The organism is Ferrimonas sp. SCSIO 43195, assembly GCF_023716685.1.
GTDB classification, from domain to species: domain Bacteria; phylum Pseudomonadota; class Gammaproteobacteria; order Enterobacterales; family Shewanellaceae; genus Ferrimonas; species Ferrimonas kyonanensis.
In genome coordinates this window covers 1,323,702-1,342,185 of sequence record NZ_CP072679.1, presented here as the reverse complement: position 1 = coordinate 1,342,185, position 18,484 = coordinate 1,323,702, and the positions used below count along the sequence as shown (strand labels likewise).

At 57.9% G+C, this 18,484-nt stretch carries 16 protein-coding genes; 10 read left to right on the top strand and 6 right to left on the bottom strand.

Annotation, left to right across the window (positions count from 1 at the left end; genetic code table 11):
* The first annotated feature begins 4 nt into the window (after positions 1 to 4).
* The 6 genes from purN (at position 5) to J8Z22_RS06480 (ending at position 7,542) form a co-directional block, all read left to right on the top strand.
* Positions 5 to 649: a phosphoribosylglycinamide formyltransferase gene (gene purN, locus J8Z22_RS06505; RefSeq protein ID WP_252009571.1), complete on the top strand. Its 645-nt coding sequence runs from the start codon at positions 5 to 7 to the stop codon at positions 647 to 649.
* 21 nt (positions 650 to 670) lie between these two features.
* Positions 671 to 1,417: an HAD-IIA family hydrolase gene (locus tag J8Z22_RS06500; RefSeq protein ID WP_028113755.1), complete on the top strand. Its 747-nt coding sequence runs from the start codon at positions 671 to 673 to the stop codon at positions 1,415 to 1,417.
* A gap of 172 nt (positions 1,418 to 1,589) precedes the next feature.
* Complete coding sequence (locus J8Z22_RS06495; protein ID WP_252009569.1) at positions 1,590 to 3,179, top strand: M28 family metallopeptidase; 1,590 nt, start codon at positions 1,590 to 1,592, stop codon at positions 3,177 to 3,179.
* A gap of 84 nt (positions 3,180 to 3,263) precedes the next feature.
* Entirely contained in the window at positions 3,264 to 4,004 is a 741-nt protein-coding gene (locus J8Z22_RS06490; RefSeq protein ID WP_028113757.1) for a sporulation protein, read from the top strand.
* Positions 4,005 to 4,163: 159 nt separating this feature from the next.
* The gene (gene asnB, locus J8Z22_RS06485; protein ID WP_028113758.1) at positions 4,164 to 5,828 is read left to right on the top strand and encodes an asparagine synthase B; all 1,665 of its coding nucleotides are present in this window, start codon (positions 4,164 to 4,166) and stop codon (positions 5,826 to 5,828) included.
* Positions 5,829 to 6,030: 202 nt separating this feature from the next.
* On the top strand, positions 6,031 to 7,542 hold the full coding sequence (locus tag J8Z22_RS06480; RefSeq protein WP_252009568.1) for an EAL domain-containing protein: 1,512 nt from the start codon (positions 6,031 to 6,033) through the stop codon (positions 7,540 to 7,542).
* A gap of 16 nt (positions 7,543 to 7,558) precedes the next feature.
* On the opposite strand, the gene J8Z22_RS06475 is transcribed toward J8Z22_RS06480, so the two are convergent.
* Positions 7,559 to 8,440 carry a LysR family transcriptional regulator gene (locus J8Z22_RS06475; protein WP_252009566.1) on the bottom strand — a complete coding sequence of 294 codons (882 nt, stop codon included), beginning with the start codon at positions 8,438 to 8,440 and terminating at the stop codon, positions 7,559 to 7,561.
* 106 nt (positions 8,441 to 8,546) lie between these two features.
* Here J8Z22_RS06475 and J8Z22_RS06470 point away from each other — a divergent pair, with 106 nt between their 5' ends.
* Both J8Z22_RS06470 and J8Z22_RS06465 read left to right on the top strand, forming a co-directional pair.
* Entirely contained in the window at positions 8,547 to 9,392 is an 846-nt protein-coding gene (locus J8Z22_RS06470) for a pirin family protein (protein WP_252009563.1), read from the top strand.
* A 4-nt stretch (positions 9,393 to 9,396) separates the two neighbouring features.
* On the top strand, positions 9,397 to 9,993 hold the full coding sequence (locus J8Z22_RS06465) for an isochorismatase family protein (protein WP_252009562.1): 597 nt from the start codon (positions 9,397 to 9,399) through the stop codon (positions 9,991 to 9,993).
* A gap of 121 nt (positions 9,994 to 10,114) precedes the next feature.
* On the opposite strand, the gene J8Z22_RS06460 is transcribed toward J8Z22_RS06465, so the two are convergent.
* The 4 genes from J8Z22_RS06460 to J8Z22_RS06445 form a co-directional block, all read right to left on the bottom strand.
* A complete protein-coding gene (locus tag J8Z22_RS06460) occupies positions 10,115 to 11,299 on the bottom strand; it encodes an alginate export family protein (protein WP_252009561.1) in 1,185 nt (394 codons plus the stop codon).
* 62 nt (positions 11,300 to 11,361) lie between these two features.
* Complete coding sequence (locus J8Z22_RS06455; protein WP_252009559.1) at positions 11,362 to 11,736, bottom strand: nitrate reductase cytochrome c-type subunit; 375 nt, start codon at positions 11,734 to 11,736, stop codon at positions 11,362 to 11,364.
* Between the two features lie 44 nt (positions 11,737 to 11,780).
* A complete protein-coding gene (gene napA, locus J8Z22_RS06450) occupies positions 11,781 to 14,264 on the bottom strand; it encodes a nitrate reductase catalytic subunit NapA (RefSeq protein ID WP_252009557.1) in 2,484 nt (827 codons plus the stop codon).
* A gap of 19 nt (positions 14,265 to 14,283) precedes the next feature.
* Entirely contained in the window at positions 14,284 to 14,529 is a 246-nt protein-coding gene (locus tag J8Z22_RS06445) for a chaperone NapD (protein ID WP_028113764.1), read from the bottom strand.
* Positions 14,530 to 15,042: 513 nt separating this feature from the next.
* On the opposite strand from J8Z22_RS06445, the gene J8Z22_RS06440 reads away from it, so the two are divergent.
* Positions 15,043 to 16,626, top strand: a complete 1,584-nt coding sequence (locus tag J8Z22_RS06440; RefSeq protein ID WP_051252769.1) for an EAL domain-containing protein — start codon at positions 15,043 to 15,045, stop codon at positions 16,624 to 16,626.
* A 13-nt stretch (positions 16,627 to 16,639) separates the two neighbouring features.
* Entirely contained in the window at positions 16,640 to 17,068 is a 429-nt protein-coding gene (locus J8Z22_RS06435; protein WP_028113765.1) for a DUF3010 family protein, read from the top strand.
* A 63-nt stretch (positions 17,069 to 17,131) separates the two neighbouring features.
* On the opposite strand, the gene J8Z22_RS06430 is transcribed toward J8Z22_RS06435, so the two are convergent.
* Complete coding sequence (locus J8Z22_RS06430; RefSeq protein WP_252010457.1) at positions 17,132 to 18,478, bottom strand: DUF3943 domain-containing protein; 1,347 nt, start codon at positions 18,476 to 18,478, stop codon at positions 17,132 to 17,134.
* Positions 18,479 to 18,484: the final 6 nt, after the last annotated feature.

Below are 18,484 nucleotides of genomic sequence, written 5' to 3'. Positions count from 1 at the left end.
GATCATGACCCAACGAATCGTAGTGGTGATCTCCGGCAGCGGCAGCAACCTGCAGGCGATCATCGACGCCTGCGCCACTGCCCCCTTCCCCGGCCAGGTGGTGGGCGTACTCAGCAACAAGGCCGATGCCTTCGGCCTGACCCGTGCCCGTAACGCCGGCATCGAGGCGGTGGCGCTGACGCCAGAGCCCGGTGAAGCCCGAGCCGATTACGACCGGCGTCTGGCGGCGGAAGTGGAACGGATGCAAGCGGATTTGGTGGTACTGGCGGGATACATGCGCATTCTGAGCCCGGGCTTTGTGCAACAGTTTCAGGGCAGGATGGTCAACATCCATCCGTCCCTGTTGCCACGCTACCCGGGCCTGAACACCCACCAGCGGGCACTGGACAACGGTGACCAAGAACACGGCTGCAGCGTCCATTTCGTTACCGAGGAACTCGATGGCGGACCGGTGATCCTGCAAGCCAAGGTACCGGTGTTCGAGGATGATTCCGAGTCCACCCTGGCGGAGCGAGTGCACACTCAGGAGCACCGCATCTACCCGTTGGTGGTAAAATGGTTTTGCGAAGGCCGGCTGTCCATGATCGACAACCAAGCCTGTCTGGATGGAACAGCGTTGCCCCTGCAAGGGTACGCAAGCGAGGAGTAAGCCCACACCATGGCGACCCACCTGAAAAGCGTTATCTGTGATATCGATGGCGTGCTGATGCACGACAACCAGTTGATCCCCGGCTCCGACCGCTTCATTAAGCGACTGGAAGAGCAAGGCAATCCGCTGGTGCTGTTGACCAACAACCCGGCCCAGACCGCCAAGGACCTGGCCAACCGCCTGGGCTCCGCCGGCATCACACTGCCAGAGAGCGCGTTTTTCACCTCCGCCATGGCCACCGCTCACTTTCTGCGCCACCAGCAGGGCAACAAAGCCTACGTCATCGGCGAAGGGGCGCTGACCCACGAGCTGTATCAGGCCGGCTTCACCATCACCGACATCAATCCGGATTTCGTGGTGGTCGGAGAGACCCGCTCGTTTAACTGGGACATGATTCACCGCGCCGCCAGCTTCATTGCCAACGGCGCCCGTTTCATTGCCACCAACCCGGACACCCACGGCCCCTCCTACAGCCCGGCGTGTGCGGCTCTGTGTGCCCCCATCGAACGGATTACCGGCAAACGGCCGTTCTATGTGGGCAAACCTTCGTCCTGGATCATCCGCAGCGCCCTGGATCACCTCGGCAGTCACTCCGGCGATACGGTGATCATCGGTGACAACCTCAACACCGACATTTTGGCCGGAGTACAGGCGGGACTGGAAACCATTCTGGTGCTGTCCGGCGTCACCCACATCGAAGAGCTCGACAAGCACCCGTTCCGCCCCAACCACATCTTCCCCTGTGTGGAAGAGATCGACGTGCTGTAACCCGGAACACCATCACAACAGGGTGGCCATGCCACCCTTTTTTTACGCCTCGAATACCCGCTTACAATTCGCGCTTGCCTGAGCCGGACCGACAGGCAATGATGGCATCGGGACGCATTCAATGCCCCGAAAACTGAACAGAAGATTCAGCCTCAATACACAAGGACTCACAATGAAACTGCTTCCATGGCTTGCCACCGCCCTGCTCTGTGCCGGCTGCGCTCCGATGCCACCCACACCACATGGTATCGATGAAACCCGCTTTCGCGCCGACATCAAAGAGCTGTCTTCCGATCGCTACCAGGGGCGACTGCCCACCACCGAGGGGGAAACTCTGACCCTGGCTTACCTGGAGAAACAATTCAAGGCCATGGGCCTGAAGCCGGGCAATGGCGACTCCTACCTTCAGCCTGTGCCTATGGTGACCTACACCGCCGGCACCGGCACCGAACTGAGCCTTGGCAATCAGGCGCTGTCGATTCCAGAAGATGCGGTGCTCAACAGCTTTCACGACGCGCCGTCCCAGACTCTGGATGCCAGCCAGTTGGTGTTTGTCGGCTACGGCATCAATGCGCCAGAATACGGCTGGAACGACTATGAGGATGTCGATGTCCGTGGCAAAACCGTGCTGATTCTGGTCAACGACCCTGGCTTTGCCACCCAAGACCCGGCCCGATTTAAGGGCAGCACCATGACCTATTACGGTCGCTGGGATTACAAATTTGCCGAAGCCGGACGTCAAGGGGCCAAGGCCGCCCTGATCATTCACGATACCAAACCGGCCTCCTACCCCTGGCGCGTAGTAGCCAACAGCTGGACCGGCCCCCAGCTGGATCTGGCCGACAGCCGCGATCCCCACCCCAACCTGGAGGGGTGGATTCAAAAGTCGGTGGCACAACAGCTGCTCGAGGCCGAGGGCTACGACCTGGATGCCCTCTCCGCCCGCGCCACTCAGCAACCCGGACACCTGAGCCTGAATGCCGTGGCCCACGCCCGCTACCAGCAAAGCGTGGCCTACGCCACCAGCCACAATGTGGTCGCGGTGCTGCCCGGTAGCCAACGGCCGCAAGAGACCGTCAGCTACACCGCCCACTGGGATCACATCGGCATGCACAATGGCGAGATCTACAACGGCGCCCTGGATAACGCCACCGGCGTGGCCGGCATCCTCGAGATTGCCCGCCAGTTTGCCAGCGCACCGACGCCCCCCAAGCGCAGTGTTCAGTTCATTGCCGTCACCGGTGAGGAGCAGGGCCTGCTGGGATCCCGTTACTACGTCGACAACCCCACCACCGCTCTGGACAAAACTGCCGGTGTGTTCAACCTGGACTCCACCAACGTCTATGGTGCTGTTAAGGAATTCACCGTCATCGGCCTGGGCCAGTCGCAACTGGACGACTATCTGGGTGACGCCGCGCGGGTTCAACAGCGAACCCTGGCTGCCGAGTCCCACCCCGGTGCCGGCGGTTTTTTCCGCTCGGATCACTTCTCCTTCGTCAAGCGCGGCGTGCCGGCGGTGTTTGCCGGTGGTGGCAGCACCCCCAAAACCGAGGCACTGGCAGCCTACCGCAAGCAGATGAAGCAGGAGATGAAAGGTTGCTACCACAACAGCTGCGACATCTACCGAGACAACTGGAACCTGTCTGGTGCCCTCGAGGACATCGAGGTGTTCTATCGGGCGGGAGCGGCCCTGGCCAACAGCGACCAATGGCCAGGCTTCAAACCAGAAAGCGAATTTTACTCATTGCGACCAGCCAGTTAGGCTATCTACCACAGCTTGCTCAGGGCGGCGCCTGCGCAGCTTGAGCATCTGCGGTCGATGAACGGCTCACGATAAGGACACATTATGTTTAAAAAACTCCTGGCCTCCGTCGGCATTGGCGCGGCCAAAGTCGACACCCAACTGGACGATGCGGTGCTGATGCCCGGCCAGCCCTTCTCCGCCACCATCGTGATTCAGGGGGGCGACGTCGACCAGCAGATCTCTGGCCTGACCCTGACGCTGATGACCGAAGTCAAAACCGAAGTGGACGATCACACTACCTATCAACATATGGCGCTGGACAGCTGGTCACTCAGTGACACCATGACCATCGAAGCCGGTGCCACCTATGAACTGCCATTCCAGGCCAACCTGCACCCGGAAACGCCGCTGACGGGCATCGGCGGCCGCCGCAACCGCAGCCGAGTATGGTTGCAGACCGGACTGGAAGTGGACATGGCCATCGATCCCAGCGACAAAGACATGCTGCTGGTGGAGCCCGTGCCGGCAATGCAAACCCTGCTGGATGCCATGGAGCAGAGTGGCTACCGGCTGCAAAAAGTCGACGTAGAGCGGGGCCATCTCAACGGTCAGGGCTTCAGCAGCGTCAGCGGCGCCTATCAAGAACTGGAGTTCGTGCCTTCCGGCCTCAGCCTGTTCGGGGTTAAAGAGGTAGAGATCTCCTTTGTGCCTCAGGGCCAACAGATGCACGCCCTGATCGAAGTGGATCGCAGTTTCCGTGGCGACAGCTACCGCAGTCTGTCCTGGGACGCCGCCACGCCGGTCGCCAGTCTGATGGAGCAGCTGAAACGCGCCATCGGCTAAACCCTGTCCAGCTGCCACAACGCCCGCTTAAGCGGGCGTTTTTTTTGGTTATCTATTCATCTGCGAATGCTATGGCGGTTGCCGGTTGGCAAACTCCGCAATTGCTGGCAATGTGAACAGACTGTCCCCAATCCCGCCGCAGAAGGAGTGACCCTCACCATGTGCAGTATTTTCGGCATCCTGGACCTGAAGTCCCCCGCCAGCGAGCTTCGCGCCCTGGCCCTGACCCAATCCAAGAAGATGCGCCACCGCGGCCCGGATTGGTCTGGCATCTATTGCGACGATCAGGCGATCCTGGTTCACGAACGGCTGGCCATTGTCGACATCGATAACGGCGCCCAACCGCTGTACAGCAAAGACGGTAACCTGGTGCTGGCCGTCAATGGGGAGATCTACAACCACCGCGAGCTTCGCCAACAGCTGGCCGACGAGTACGAGTTTCAAACCGGCTCCGACTGCGAAGTGATCCTGGCCCTGTATCAGAAATACGGTGAGCAGTTTCTGGATCGCCTCAATGGCATCTTTGCCTTTGTATTGTGGGACAAAGCCCAGCAGCGCTACCTGATTGGCCGCGACCACATCGGCATCATTCCGCTGTACACCGGCTTCGACGCCTCAGGCAACTTCTATGTGGCTTCAGAGATGAAAGCCCTGGTACCCCAGTGCCGCCAGATTGACGAGTTTCTTCCCGGTCGCTACCTGGCCAGTTGGCTGACAGGCCCCCGCGACTATTATCAGCGCGACTGGAAGGCCTTTGCCGAAGTGGCCGACAACCCCGCCGACGTCACCGCCCTGCGACAGGGGCTGGAGGACTCGGTCAAACGTCAGCTGATGTCGGACGTGCCCTACGGGGTGCTGCTGTCCGGTGGCCTCGACTCCTCCATCACCTCGGCGCTGGCAAAAAAGTACGCCGCCCGTCGCATCGAAGAGGATGAATCCAGCCCCGCCTGGTGGCCGCAGCTGCACTCCTTCGCCGTTGGCCTGGAGGGCTCGCCGGATCTCAAGGCCGCCGCCGAAGTGGCGGCTCACATTGGCACCGTCCATCACCAGGTGACCTTTACCATTCAGGATGGCATCGATGCCCTGACCGACGTCATCTACCACCTGGAAACCTACGACGTCACCACCATCCGCGCTTCCACGCCCATGTACCTGATGGCCAGGAAAATTAAAGCGATGGGCATCAAAATGGTGCTGTCCGGCGAAGGGGCCGACGAACTGTTTGGTGGTTATCTCTATTTCCACAAGGCGCCGAACGCCCAGGCCTTCCACGAAGAGCTGGTGCGCAAAGTAGGAAAACTGCACCAGTTTGACTGCCTGCGGGCCAACAAGGCCATGGCCGCCTGGGGCATCGAAGCCCGGGTGCCGTTCCTGGACAAGGAGTTTGTCGACGTAGCGATGCGCATGAATCCGGCGATCAAAACCATTACCGAGGGTCGCATCGAAAAGCAGGTACTCAGGGAGGCGTTTGCCCACTACCTGCCGGAATCGGTGGCCTGGCGCCAGAAAGAGCAGTTCAGCGACGGTGTTGGCTACTCCTGGATCGACACCCTCAAAGCCTATGCCGCCGAGCAGGTCAGCGATCAGGAGTTGGACAACGCCCACTACCGCTTCCCCATCAATACCCCGGACACCAAAGAGGGCTACTTCTACCGCACCCTGTTTGAACAGCACTTCCCCGGCGACGCCTGTGCCAACTGTGTGCCCGGCGGTAAATCGGTGGCCTGTTCCACTCCAGAAGCGCTGGCCTGGGACAAGAGCCTGCAGGGCTTGGCCGACCCCTCCGGGCGCGCCGTGGCCAATGTCCACAACGACGCCTATTGATTCCCACACACCGAAAGCCGCCACGGCTTTCGGTTTTTTTTAAGTAAAACCAAACCGATAACTTCGAAGCCCTCCCACAGCGCCGCAGCACAGCCTCAGGCGCAACAATAAATCGGGTTCGAATAATTCTCTTTCGATGTCATTTTTGTTACCTTTTCGACACATTTTGGGTTCTGACCACCAGTGCACGCCAGTAACAACAATGATTCAACGACTATGGCAGCTGGGACGCTACATTCGCCACGGATGGCAATGGTTTATTCTGATACAAATTTTGAGCCTGCTCGGCATCAGCCTGGCATGCTGGCATTCGATCTCCAACGGGCTGGACAGCCGGCTGGAGAGCATAGTGCTGTCCACTCAGGACTACTACCGCCGCGCCTCCGGCGAGCTCGACACCCTCAGCCGGGAGATCGTCCCCAACCGCTGCGATAAAGACGCCCAGTACCGCCTGACCCAGGCCGCCATCCGCTCCAATGCCTTCGACTACCTGGCCTACCTCAGCGACGAAGCCGGCTATTGCCGCGCCGCCAATAACCCGCTGTCACCGATGTTTATCGGCGAACTCCTCGACAGCCAGAGCGGGCCGATCTGGATCGGCAGCGATGACCGCGCCCTGGTGCCTCACCAGGTGTTTATCGCCCAACTGGCGCCGGGAACCTACCTGATCGGAGTGGCCAAAACCGTCCACCTGCTTGAGCGGCTGTTCTCCTACCACTACCAACGGCTTCAGGCGCAACTGTCACTGTACGTGGACAATCGATTGCTGTATCAGCAAGACAGCATCGATGGTCAGCCCCTACTGACCATGCAGCGCCAGTTGAGCATTGGCAATGTCCGCGCCGACATCAACTATGTGCCCCAGCCCCTGCACGCCATCTGGATGGAGTGGGTCATCTACGGGATTCCCCTGATGCTGCTGCTGGGGATGAGCATGCCGGCAATGTTGGTGTATCGACGTAGTCACAAAGGGGTCTTCCTGGACGATTTGAACCTCGCCTATCGTCGCAATGAAATCTACCCGGTGCTGCAACCCATTGTTGACGCCCGCACCCGCCAGCCTGTGGGCTATGAATTGATGGCCCGCTGGCAGCATCCCACCATGGGCCCCATCACCCCGGACACCTTCATTCCGATGATGGAGCGCTTCGGGCGCCTGGATCAATTGCTGCAAGAGCTGACCAGCCAGGTGCAACGACAGCTCCCCAGCATTTGCTACCTGAGCATCAACCTGTCGGCCAACCAACTGACCCACAGCCTCAGGGATCCCGCCAGTTTCATTCTCGAATTGACCAACCGGCTCGGCATCCTGCCACAGCAACTGATGATTGAGATCACCGAACGTGAGGCGCTGGACTACGACAACCCCAGCCTGCTGGCCACCCTGATGGAACTCAAGCAGGCGGGGATCAAGCTGGCCTTCGACGATTTTGGTACCGGCCATAACGGCATCGCCTGCCTGAAGCTGTTTGCCCCGGATTACATCAAGATTGACAAGAGCTACGTGCATACCATTCACAGCGACGCCATTCAGGGCCCGGTGCTGGACTCCATCATTCAGCTGGCCAACACCATGGGCATCGGCATCATCGCCGAAGGGGTGGAAACCGAGCAGCAACGCCAGTACCTGCTCAGCCGTGGCGTCATCCATCAACAAGGGTTCCTGTACTCCAAACCAAAGCGCGCTGGTCACATTTTCGCCGCCGAAGACTAAGCCATTGCCGTAACTGTCAATCCGGCAACTGCTGCAGAACAAAGTCAATGAACTGACGGACACACTGGCTTAAGTAGCGGTGAGACTGATACACCACGTACATATTGCCTGAGGGGATCTCAAACTCGGGAAACAACACCCTCAGTTGCTGCCGTTCAACATAAGGCTCAACCAGAGGCCTTGGCAGCTTGGCGATCCCCACTCCGGCCACGGCTGCTTCAATCAGAAGCTGAGTGGCGTCCGCAGCGTACCGCCCTCGAACCGGCACATCCAACTGTTGCTGTTCCGATCGAAAGTGCCAGCTTTGCCCCTGAACGGCATTGCCCCATAACACACATTGATGATCCGTCAGTTGCCGGGGATGGACAGGAGCACCATGGCGAGCCAGATAATCGGAGCTGGCACAACACACGCTGATCTTAGGGAGCAGCCGTCTGGCCACCAAACTGGAGTCACTCAGTACACCGGACCGAAACGCCACATCAATCCGCTCTTCAATCAAGTCCACCTGATGGTCGGTAAGTTTCAGCTCAATATCAACCTCGGGGTATCTCATCAGGAACGCGTTGATCCAGGGTTGAACATACATAACGGCAAAATCCAGCGGTGCGGTTATTCGCAACCGGCCCTTGGGGTATGTCTGTGCCTGGCTGACCCATTGATTGGCCTCCTCAATGCCCAGCATGTGCTGATGACAATGACGAAAATACTGCTCTCCGGCATCGGTTAGCGACAACTTCCGGGTGCTACGATTCAGCAGACGCACGCCCAAATTGGCCTCCAACTGCTGTACTTTGCGGCTTACCGTGGTAGGCGGCATGGACAGCAGTTTTCCGGCCCCCACAAAGCTGCCCGCTTCAACCACCCGCACAAACACATTCACATCATTGAGGTTCACCACATTTACCTTCAAATATGGGATAGAGAAGTTCAATTATACCATCTAATCATATAATCATTTGCTCTCTACACTGTGGTCATTACCCGTACAGAGAGCTACCTCCATGAGCCGTCAACTGCAACAGATTCGTTCAGGCCAGACTCATCCTCCGGTCGCCCATTACATCTCGCCCAGCACCCTCACCCAGTTGAATCCCTTCGTGTTGTGGGATCACTTCATGATTACCAATACCATCGAAACCGCAGGGTTTGGGTTTCACGGCCACTCCGGTGTTGCCGCCATCAGCTACCCACTGGTAGGTGACATCGAGCACACCGACAGCAGTGGTCACAGCGGCCATCTGTTTGCCGGTGGCATCCAGATCATGAGTGCAGGAAAAGGCGTGATTCATAAAGAGGTCGTGCATCCACAGCAAGGCCACGCAGAAGCATTCCAGCTTTGGACCCTGCTGCCACAACAGAGTGCCGAGATGGGTTCCGTGACCTACGCAACGGCTCAAAAATCGGCCTTACCCGTGGTCACTGATTCAGGCTCCACCACTCGAGTGCTGATAGGAGAGCATCAACGGCAGCGCAGCCCAATTCAGCACTGCATCGATATGACCTACCTTCATATCACCATTGACGCAGGCGCCCGCTGGACACACCAAAGTCCGGAGCTACACGCCACCGCGTTTGTGTTTTGCCGATCCGGCCGTCTGTTGGTCGGCGATGCGCAACTCAAGTCCGGTCAACTGGGCGTATTCCGCGCAGGCAGTGAGCACATTGAAATCGAGGCCACCGACGTGGCCGCCGAGTTTCTGTTGATCAGCGGGCAACCGCTGACACAGCCGATAATCAGCAGCGGCGCCTCAATTCACTCCAGTCAGGAAAACCTGCTGGCTGGCACCAATGAAGTACAACGCTTACTACAGGCTTTGCGCCACAACACACCACCCACAGAGAGGTAATCCCATGACAAATAACACATTTTCCCCAAGCAATGCGACGCTGTTGCTGATCGATCATCAAGTGGGCACCCTAGGTTGGGTCAAGTCCAACTCCCTGGATGAGATTAAGCGGCATACCGTCGCCCTGGCCCGATCGGCCATCGTCACCGGCATGCCGCTCATTCTGACTTCCAGCCAGGAGGATCAAGTTCAAGGGCCACTGTTTGACGAACTGATTGACGCCGCCCCAGAGGCTTACGCCAGTCGAGTTCAACGTGCTGGCATCGTCGACGCCATGAAGGACGCCAATTTCGCCAATGCCGTTTCCGCCACCGGTCGCAACAACCTGATCATTGCTGGCATCACCACCGACGTCTGTGTGGTCTACCCGGCGATCACCGCAGTACAGGCGGGGTATAACGTCCAGGTCGTCGTCGACGGTTCCGGCTCTCCGACCACTCTTGCCGACGAAACGGCGTTAAGGAGGATGGAATCCCACGGCATCACCCTGACCACCACCAATCAGTTGATCGCCGAACTGGCTCAGGACTGGAGCAGCGACAACGGTCAAAAGCTGATGCAAGTGCTGTTTGAAGAGGTGTTGTCCAAACAGGGGGGATAGGTTAACCGCTCAGCGGTGAACGTGATCAAAAAAAGCACCGCCGAAGCGGTGCTTTGTCTTTACAGGGTATTGCAGGATGTTGAATCCGAACCTGGCAGCCACAGTGGCTGCCAGCCAGGATTTAGAAGCTGGCGCTGGCCCACAGCCACAGCTTATCGGTATCGACTTTGATGTCACCGGCATCGTACATGGCGTACTTCACACCCAGGGTGTAGTTCTTAGCCACCTTGGTGGTGTAGCTCAAATCGATTTCGCTACCGAAGTCATCGGCAGAGGTACCTTCATCGGCAGTAAAGTCGTGGTAGATCACCGCGAACTTGCCGCCCAGTGCCTTACCGGACACGCCACCGTACAAGTCCACCAGACCCTCTTTCGGGGTGGTCAGGAACTGATCTGCCCAGCCGTTAAACTTGTGCAGCGTCGCCAGAGGCGTGCTGAAGCCGTACTCACCGCTGTCGGAACCCAGCACTTCGTAACCCAGCTTGGCGGTCAGGCCGGCAAAGGTCGCCGCACCTTCAATCAGGTAGTAGTCGGCTTCGTAACCGGACGCATCGTCTTCCTGAGTGGCGTATTCCAACTGGTACTTAACCGGCAGTTCACCCAGCTTGGTGCCGCCGGCAAAACGCACACCGTAGGTGTCCAGACCGTTGTCGGTGTTGTTGTCCACTTCCAGCAGGTAGGCGTAGGCGCTCAGTTTACCGAAGGCGGTGTTGTAGCCGATGTTAACCAGGTGATCCTGGGAATCGACGTCTTTCTCTTCGGCGAAGATGCGGTTGCGCTGATTGATGTAGACGTAGTTCAGGGTCAGGTCTTTGGCCGGAGTCAACAACAGGTTGACGCCATCAAAGGTCTGACGATCCTGACGCCAGCCAACGTGGCCAACGAAGCGGTGGTTATCCAGAGTCACAACCTGACGACCCAGGGTACCCTTGAACATGCCACGCTGATAGCGCAGGAACGCCTGGTCCAGCTCGGTGGTGTTTGGATCGGCAATCACCGAGTACTCCGGCTTGTTGCCAATCTTGTCGTTGTAGTCGTTGACACCGAAGGCATCGCGGGAGTCTTCAAACTCAATCAGGGCAGAGAAACCCTGATAAGCGGCCGTTTCCATGGTCAGGCGGGTACGCAGGGTCAGGGCATCGGCGTCTTTGAGCGCGTTGTCCTGGCTGACGTTTTCATAACGCAGGCGGGCATCCAGCTTGACCGTGCTCTGGGCAACCGCGTCGGCGAGGGACGCCGGCTCAGCGGCAACGGCGGCGGTGGACAGAGCCAGCATAGGCAGAGTTGCCAGGTAGCGTAGTTTCATTTTCATCTCCTGTTGTGACATTCCCAGGGGGCAGTCTCTGCTGCCCCTCTTGTGGGGTGTAATTAGCGTGCGGCGACGTTATCGGCCTGCGGCAGGTGGCAAACGCGGCATTGGTACAGGTTGCCTTTCACCTTGCCTTCGACGGTGTGGCTCACCGGCAGCGTGTTCTTCTTCGGCTTGTGGCAGCTCATGCAGCCATTGCGCTTGAGGTTAATGGGGTAAGTCGCCTTGTGCGGAATCAGCGGCGGCTGGCCGGCAAACACATCGGCAACCACGGCCTTTTTCGGGTAGTTGGCGATCTCGGCTGCAGGAACCTGAGTATTCACTACCGTGTCACCACGACGGGATTTAGCCTCATTCTGAGGGGCGTCGGCGGCGTTCATCTGACAGCCAGCCACGATGAAGGCCGCTGCTACCATTATGATTTTTGCTTTCATTGGTCTCTCCAGAGGTGCCGCTCGGCGGCACCTTCCCTATTCGATTAAGCCTTGACGATTTGAACCGGACACTTCTTAAAGTCGGTCTCTTTCGACATCGGATCCGTGGCATCCAGCAGCAGTTTGTTGACCAGCTGCTTGGCATCGCAGAACGGCATGAACACCACCCCTTCAGGCATGTCGTAGCGGCCCTTGGTTTCGATGCGGGTGCGCAGTGAACCGCGAGGGCTGGACACCAGCACTTCGTCGCCACGCTTGAGGCCACGCTTGGCGGCGTCTTCGCTGCTCATGTACACCTTGGCATTGGGGTAAGCGGCATTGAGCTCATCCACACGCCCGGTCATGGTGCCGGTGTGCCAATGCTCCAGCACTCGACCGGTACACAACCACAGGTCGTAGTCGGCACTCAGGTCTTCCGCCGGTCCTTCATAGGGGTTGGCAATGATCATCGCCTTGCCATCTGGCTTACCGTAGAACTCGAAGCCACTGCCTGGCTTAACGTAAGGGTCCAGGCCCTCTTTGAAGCGCCACAGAGTCTCTTTGCCATCAATCACCGGCCAGCGCAGACCTTCACCGAAGTAGTCATCGAAGGCACCCAAATCATGCTGGTGACCGCGAGTAAAGTCGGCGTACTCTTCAAACAGGCCTTTCTGCAGGTAGAAGCCCAGAGACTTGGACTCGTCGTTGTACTTGCCTTTGCAGTCAGAGACCGGGAACTTGTCCACCACGCCGTTACCGAACAGCACGTCAAACATGGTCTTGCCGCGGTATTCCGGCTTGGCAGCCAGCAACTCTTCCGGCCATACCTCTTCCATCTTGAAGTACTTGGAGAACTCCACCACCTGCAGGACGTCGGAGCGGGCTCCGGGCACCGGCTTCACCAGCTGATGCCAGTACTGGCCACGACGCTCGGCGTTACCGTAGGCGCCCTCTTTCTCCACCCACATGGCGGTAGGCAGTACCAGGTCGGCCATGGAAGCGGTCACGGTCATGTAGGAGTCGGACACCACAATGAAGTTTTCCGGATTCAGGAACCCTGGCAGGGTCTCTTCATTGATGTTGGGGCCGGCCTGCAGGTTGTTGGTGACCTGGGTCCAGTAGCAGTTCAACTTGCCATCTTTGAGCATGCGGCTCTGCAGCACCGCGTGGTAACCCGGCTTTGGCGGAATGGTGCCTTCCGGCAACTGCCAACGCTTCTCGGTAATGTCGCGATGGGGCTTCTTCATTACCACCATGTCGGCAGGCAGACGGTGGGCGAAGGTGCCGACTTCACGGGCGGTACCACAGGCAGACGGCTGACCGGTCAGGGAGAACGGGCTGTTACCGGGCTCGGAGATCTTGCCGGTCAGCAGGTGAATGTTGTAGATGGAGTTGTTGACCCAAACACCACGCACGTGCTGGTTGGCGCCCATGCACCACATGCTCATCACCTTACGCTTAGGATCGGCGTAGGCCTTGGCGATTTTCACCAGCGCATCGGCGTCGACACCGGTCTTTTCAACGGTGTAATCCAGGGTGTAGGTGCTGAGGAACTTGGCGTATTCCTCAAAGCTCATCGGCGTCATCTTCTTAGCCGACTTCTGATTCTTGGCCGCCTTTTCACGAGGGTGATCCGGACGCAGGCCGTAACCGATGTCGGTGGTCGCCATGGCAAACTTGGTGTGCTTGTTGACGAACTCTTTGTTTACCGCATCGTTTTCGATGATGTAGTTGGCAATGTAGTTCAGCAGAATCAAGTCGGTCTGAGGCTTGAAGATCAGGCCGGTATCGGCGATGTCAAAACAGCGGTTCTTATAAGTGGAGATGGCGTGAATCTGCGCGCCAGGATGACCCAGGCGACGCTCGGTGACGCGGTTCCACAGCACCGGGTGCGCTTCGGCGGCATTCGAGCCCCACAGCACGAAATCATCGGCATGCTCGATGTCATCGTAACAGCCCATGGGCTCATCGATGCCAAAGGCACGCAGGAAGCCGACCACCGCCGACGCCATACAGTGACGGGCGTTCGGGTCGATGTTGTTGGAGCGGAAGCCTGCCTTCATCATCTTAACGGCGGCATAGCCTTCCCATACGGTCCATTGACCGGAACCAAACATACCGATGGAGCTGGGGCCCTTTTTCTTCAGGGCCGCTTTCCATTTGTTCGCCATGGTTTCGTAGGCGCGATCCCAGCTTACCGGAGTCAGTTCGCCGTCTTTGGCGTATTGGCCATTTTTCATCCGCAGCAGTGGCGTAGTCAGACGATCCTTGCCGTACATGATCTTGGACAGGTAATAGCCTTTCGCACAGGCCATGCCTTTGTTGACCGGGCTGTCCGGGTTGCCTCGGGTCGCCATGACCTTGTTATCGCGGGTACCCACCATAATGGAGCAGCCCACACCGCAGAAGCGGCAGGGCGCCTTGCCCCACTCCAGGTCATCCTTGCCTTCGGCCGCATTCACCGTGGTGACCGGCAAGATGGCGCCGGCAGCGGTAGCGGCTGCCACCGCCGCATTGGCTTTAATAAACTCGCGTCTGTTCAAGCTCATATCATCCTCTTGATAATTATTAGAGTTGTTCTACACGGTGATAGGCCAAGCCGGTGTTAATCACTCCGTCTATGGCGCCTATCGCTTCAATTGCTGCATTGGTGCTTTGCTGGCTGTCGCTTTCCAGAGTGACGACCAGCTTGCCGTCCTCTGTCTGAGAGTGCAGTTCACAGCCAGAGATCTGCGCCAGGGCCGGTACGACCTCAGGCTGTGCCTCTTTATGGCAGTGGACCACCAGGCCGCTTATGTGAATAGATTCTGTCAAGGTGTTCACCAACTCGGTTCCAACAAGTTAATAGTGATGGTGTTTTTTTGACCCTGGAGTAACCATACCCCTTAGGGGGTATTCCTTAAGAGATAGGGGACAGGTCGAATTTCTGGCCAAAAAGAGAAAGGTTATTTTTTTAACATTTGATTAATATGAGAACTAAGCCCGAACCTCATTCGTGAGCGAGTGCGCAGAAATGAGGTTCTGTGGCCGGGATCACAGCCGTCTGGGCGGCCAGCTTTATGGCTAAAACGAGTTTGGGGTTGTCGTCTTGGCAGCGCAGCCAGAAATGTCCTGCCACTGCGATGGACTTGAAAAGCAATCAGGACGGGCCGTGCCGAGTAACAAAGCCAAATAGGCGAGACGGAAAGTCTGTCAATTCAAGCATATGGACATTCAAATTGGCGGTTACATTTTTTTCACAACATCAACGCGAGTGGATTTTTTTCGACAACAAATATGATAAGTTGAGCCTCACAGTGGAGGTTCCCAAAGGACGATGAACCTGAGATGAGCAAACTGAGGTGGCAACTTGGACGCTTGATTCGATTGGGATGGCGCTACTTCTCGATCACTCTGGCCGTGGGCTTGATCTTCAGCATTGCCCTGGGCCTGATGAACCACTCCAACACCATCAACTCCCGCCTGTCTCTGGGCCTGTCCCTGTTTGAAGCCTATTACAATCACAGTCACAATGAACTCAGCCAATTGGCTCAAACGGTGCCCTGGGGCATCTGTAATGCCAACTCCGAACGGGAACTGAAGCGGGCAGCCAAACGCTCCCACTACTTTGACTATCTGGCCACCATGAGCGACGAACAGGGGTTTTGCCGCGATCAGGACCTGATCATCGCCCCCTCTACCGCCTTTGATGTGGTGGCCTCCGGGGCTGGCCCCATCTGGATGAAGAACGACAGTCATCACCTGCAGTCCTATCAGCTGATGGCCATTCGGCTCGAAGGCAACCGCTACCTGTTCGGCATCAGCAAGAGCCGCCGTCTGATGAAACTGCTGTTTCCGGAAGAGCAGTTTTTGAGCCACTCGCTGATCACCCTCAACTACAAACAGGAAACCATCATCACTCTGGGCAGCAGCGTCCGCACCTGGTTGTCACAAGAATACCGGGATGGCCGCGGCGACCTGGAGATCAGCCTCTACCTGCACCCCGAACACCTGTTGATGGCCATGAAACAGAACCTGGCGATTGGCGTACCGGTATCGCTGTTTGTCGCCCTGACCACCACACTGTTGCTGCTGTATTGGCGCAGCTACCATGGCCTGCACCCGGAAGACTTGCTGGACACCTTCAGCAATCGTGAAATCTACCCGGTGTTTCAGCCCATCGTCGATGGCCGCGACAAGCGGGTACTGGGGCACGAACTGCTGGCCCGATGGCAACATCCTCAGCTCGGCACCATCCCCCCCGATGAATTCATTCCACTGCTGGAATTCCACCATCAGTTGGACAGGTTGTTGTATGAATTGGCCCCTCAATGCCAATATCAGCCCGAACAGCACGGCTACCTGAGCATCAACCTGGCCGGCCAGCAATTGCTGAGCGAGAACCGCAACCTGGGGGATTTTCTGGAGCACCTGAGTCGACAGATCGGCATCGAGCCCAGGCAACTGGTGGTGGAGATCACCGAACGTGAAGTGCTGGACTTTCAATCCGCCCATTTTCAGAGAACCCTGTACGACATTCGGCAGCGGGGCTTTAAGGTGGCCATTGACGACTTTGGTACCGGCCATAACGGCCTAGCCAGTCTGAAGGTATTTCAGCCAGACTTCCTTAAGGTGGATAAAAGTTTCGTGCAGATGGTTCAGCATCAGAGCGACACTCAGCCGGTGCTGGACTCGATTCTGCAACTGGCACACCGGCTCGACATCACCCTCATTGCCGAAGGGGTGGAAACCGAAGCCCAGCGCCAGTACCTGTTGGCCCGAGGCGTCACCCGCATGCAAGGCTATTTGTTTGCCAGACCCGGTCCGCTGGACATTTCTCAGCCAAAAGAGCAGCAAAACCGCCATCGTCCCTCCCGCCCGCAGCCGGATTCCACTATACTAGCCGGCGATCTGGCCACCAGGCAGACCTGAATTAGGTGAAAAAATGAAAATTTGTGCGGTTGAATTAAAAAGTAACGAAGCCATTGTCTGCATCCTTGGCTTGGATCGGGGTCTGTTTAATGTGGCCGAATGCCGCGCCCGAAAGCTGACCTTGAATGACGGCACTGCGGTCAAGCCGCTGAAAGCGTTTCAGGCGGAGTTCGCCAAGCTGGTCAGCGACTACAAGGTCGATAAAGTGGTCATTCGCGAGCGACCAATGAAAGGCAAATTTGCCGGCAGTGCCATCGGCTTTAAGATGGAAGCGGCCATGCAACTGGCGGAAGGCATCGATGTGGAAGTGGTCTCCGGCACCGCCATCAAAGAGAGCCTCAAGCGTCAGCCGGTGGACATCGGCATGAAAGAGGTGGGCCTGAAGCAGTTTCAGGAAAACGCCTTCGCCACCGGCTATGCCTACCTGAACATGAAGCGCTAACCCCTTTTAGCGTTGCTGACTCTCCGCCCGGCCTGTGCCGGGCGGCGTCGTTTCAGGGCGGGCTCAGAGGCGCTCACCGCGGCCAAAGCGGTAGATCAGCTGAGTTGCCAACAGGTCGTCAGTGGTAGAAAAACGGGTACTGTGGAAGTGGCGCCAGTCTGCCTGTAACGCCCAGTTCGGGTGCAGCTGCCAATGCAGTCCAAGACCACCGTTGACCTGAAACGTCTTCTTATCCCGGTCCTGATCCCGCAGAGTTTCCCCAATCCCCGCCGTCACAAACGGCCGCAGGCGACTGTCGCCATTAAAGTAGTACTGCACATCGGCGCTGTAGTTTTCATAGGTGAGCTCCTTGCCGGTAATCTTTTCATTGAGATCGGTCCTGGCGTAGCTCAAACGGGTCGACCAGCGCGGCGAGAAATACAGTCCCAGGCTCACCACCGGTACGCTGCCACTCTCGACGGCCCAGAAGTCATCCGGGTTCAGCTGCGCCATCCCAACCCCCAACCCGACAATGCCAAAATCCACCGGGTCCTCGGCGTGATGACTGGCGGAGCCTCGGGAAGAGGAAAGCTCTCCGGCCTCGCCACTGCTGCCACCAAAGCGGTACCTGAGCCCCAGTTGCACCTGAGTATCGCTGCGGCTGTTGCCCATGGGCACCTCGCTGACGGTCATGTAACCGGTACCCGCCTTGATCACCTGCCGCTCAAACAGGCTATTGATGCCCCGCCCCAGCGCATCCACCGGGTCAAGGAAGAACAGCGCGGTGTCCCCCAGAGTCTGAGACCCCCACACTTTACCCCCCTGGGCCCAGATCGCCTGCTCGGTCTGAAACGCCCATTCCCCATACACCCAGCCCAACACCGGTGTAACGACGATATCCTGAATGGAGGGCACCTCGGCAAACGCCTCCAACCCATATTCCCAATAGAAGGTCGACATCAGGAAGGAGTACATAAAAGCGTCCCACTGCCGGTAACCGGACTTGCGGGCCACCTGGTAATAGACACCACCAAAATAGGTATGGCCCACGTAGTTGATCTGCCAGTTATCCCGATCCCACACCGGTCCCTGAGAGACGTTATCCCACCACTTGCTGAACGGCTTGGCGTTGTCTTTGTCCCAGTTGGAGATATCCTCCGGCAGCAGCGCAATCACCCCCGCCACCCCAACGCCATACCAGGCCAGGGACTTGGTTTGTGACCACAGCCGCGCCTGGTCTTCCCCATGGGGAGCATCAAACAGCGACACCCGATAGGGATCGTCGTACGCCGACGGTGACACCGCCTTCTGCTCCCAACTGCTGTTGGTGACCTGCGGCCGGTACAACTCCTCGGACTCGGCCAACACCAAGCCACTCCACAACACCCCTATCATCGCCACGGCCAGCCATCGACATCCGGTCCCTGCCATCACCTT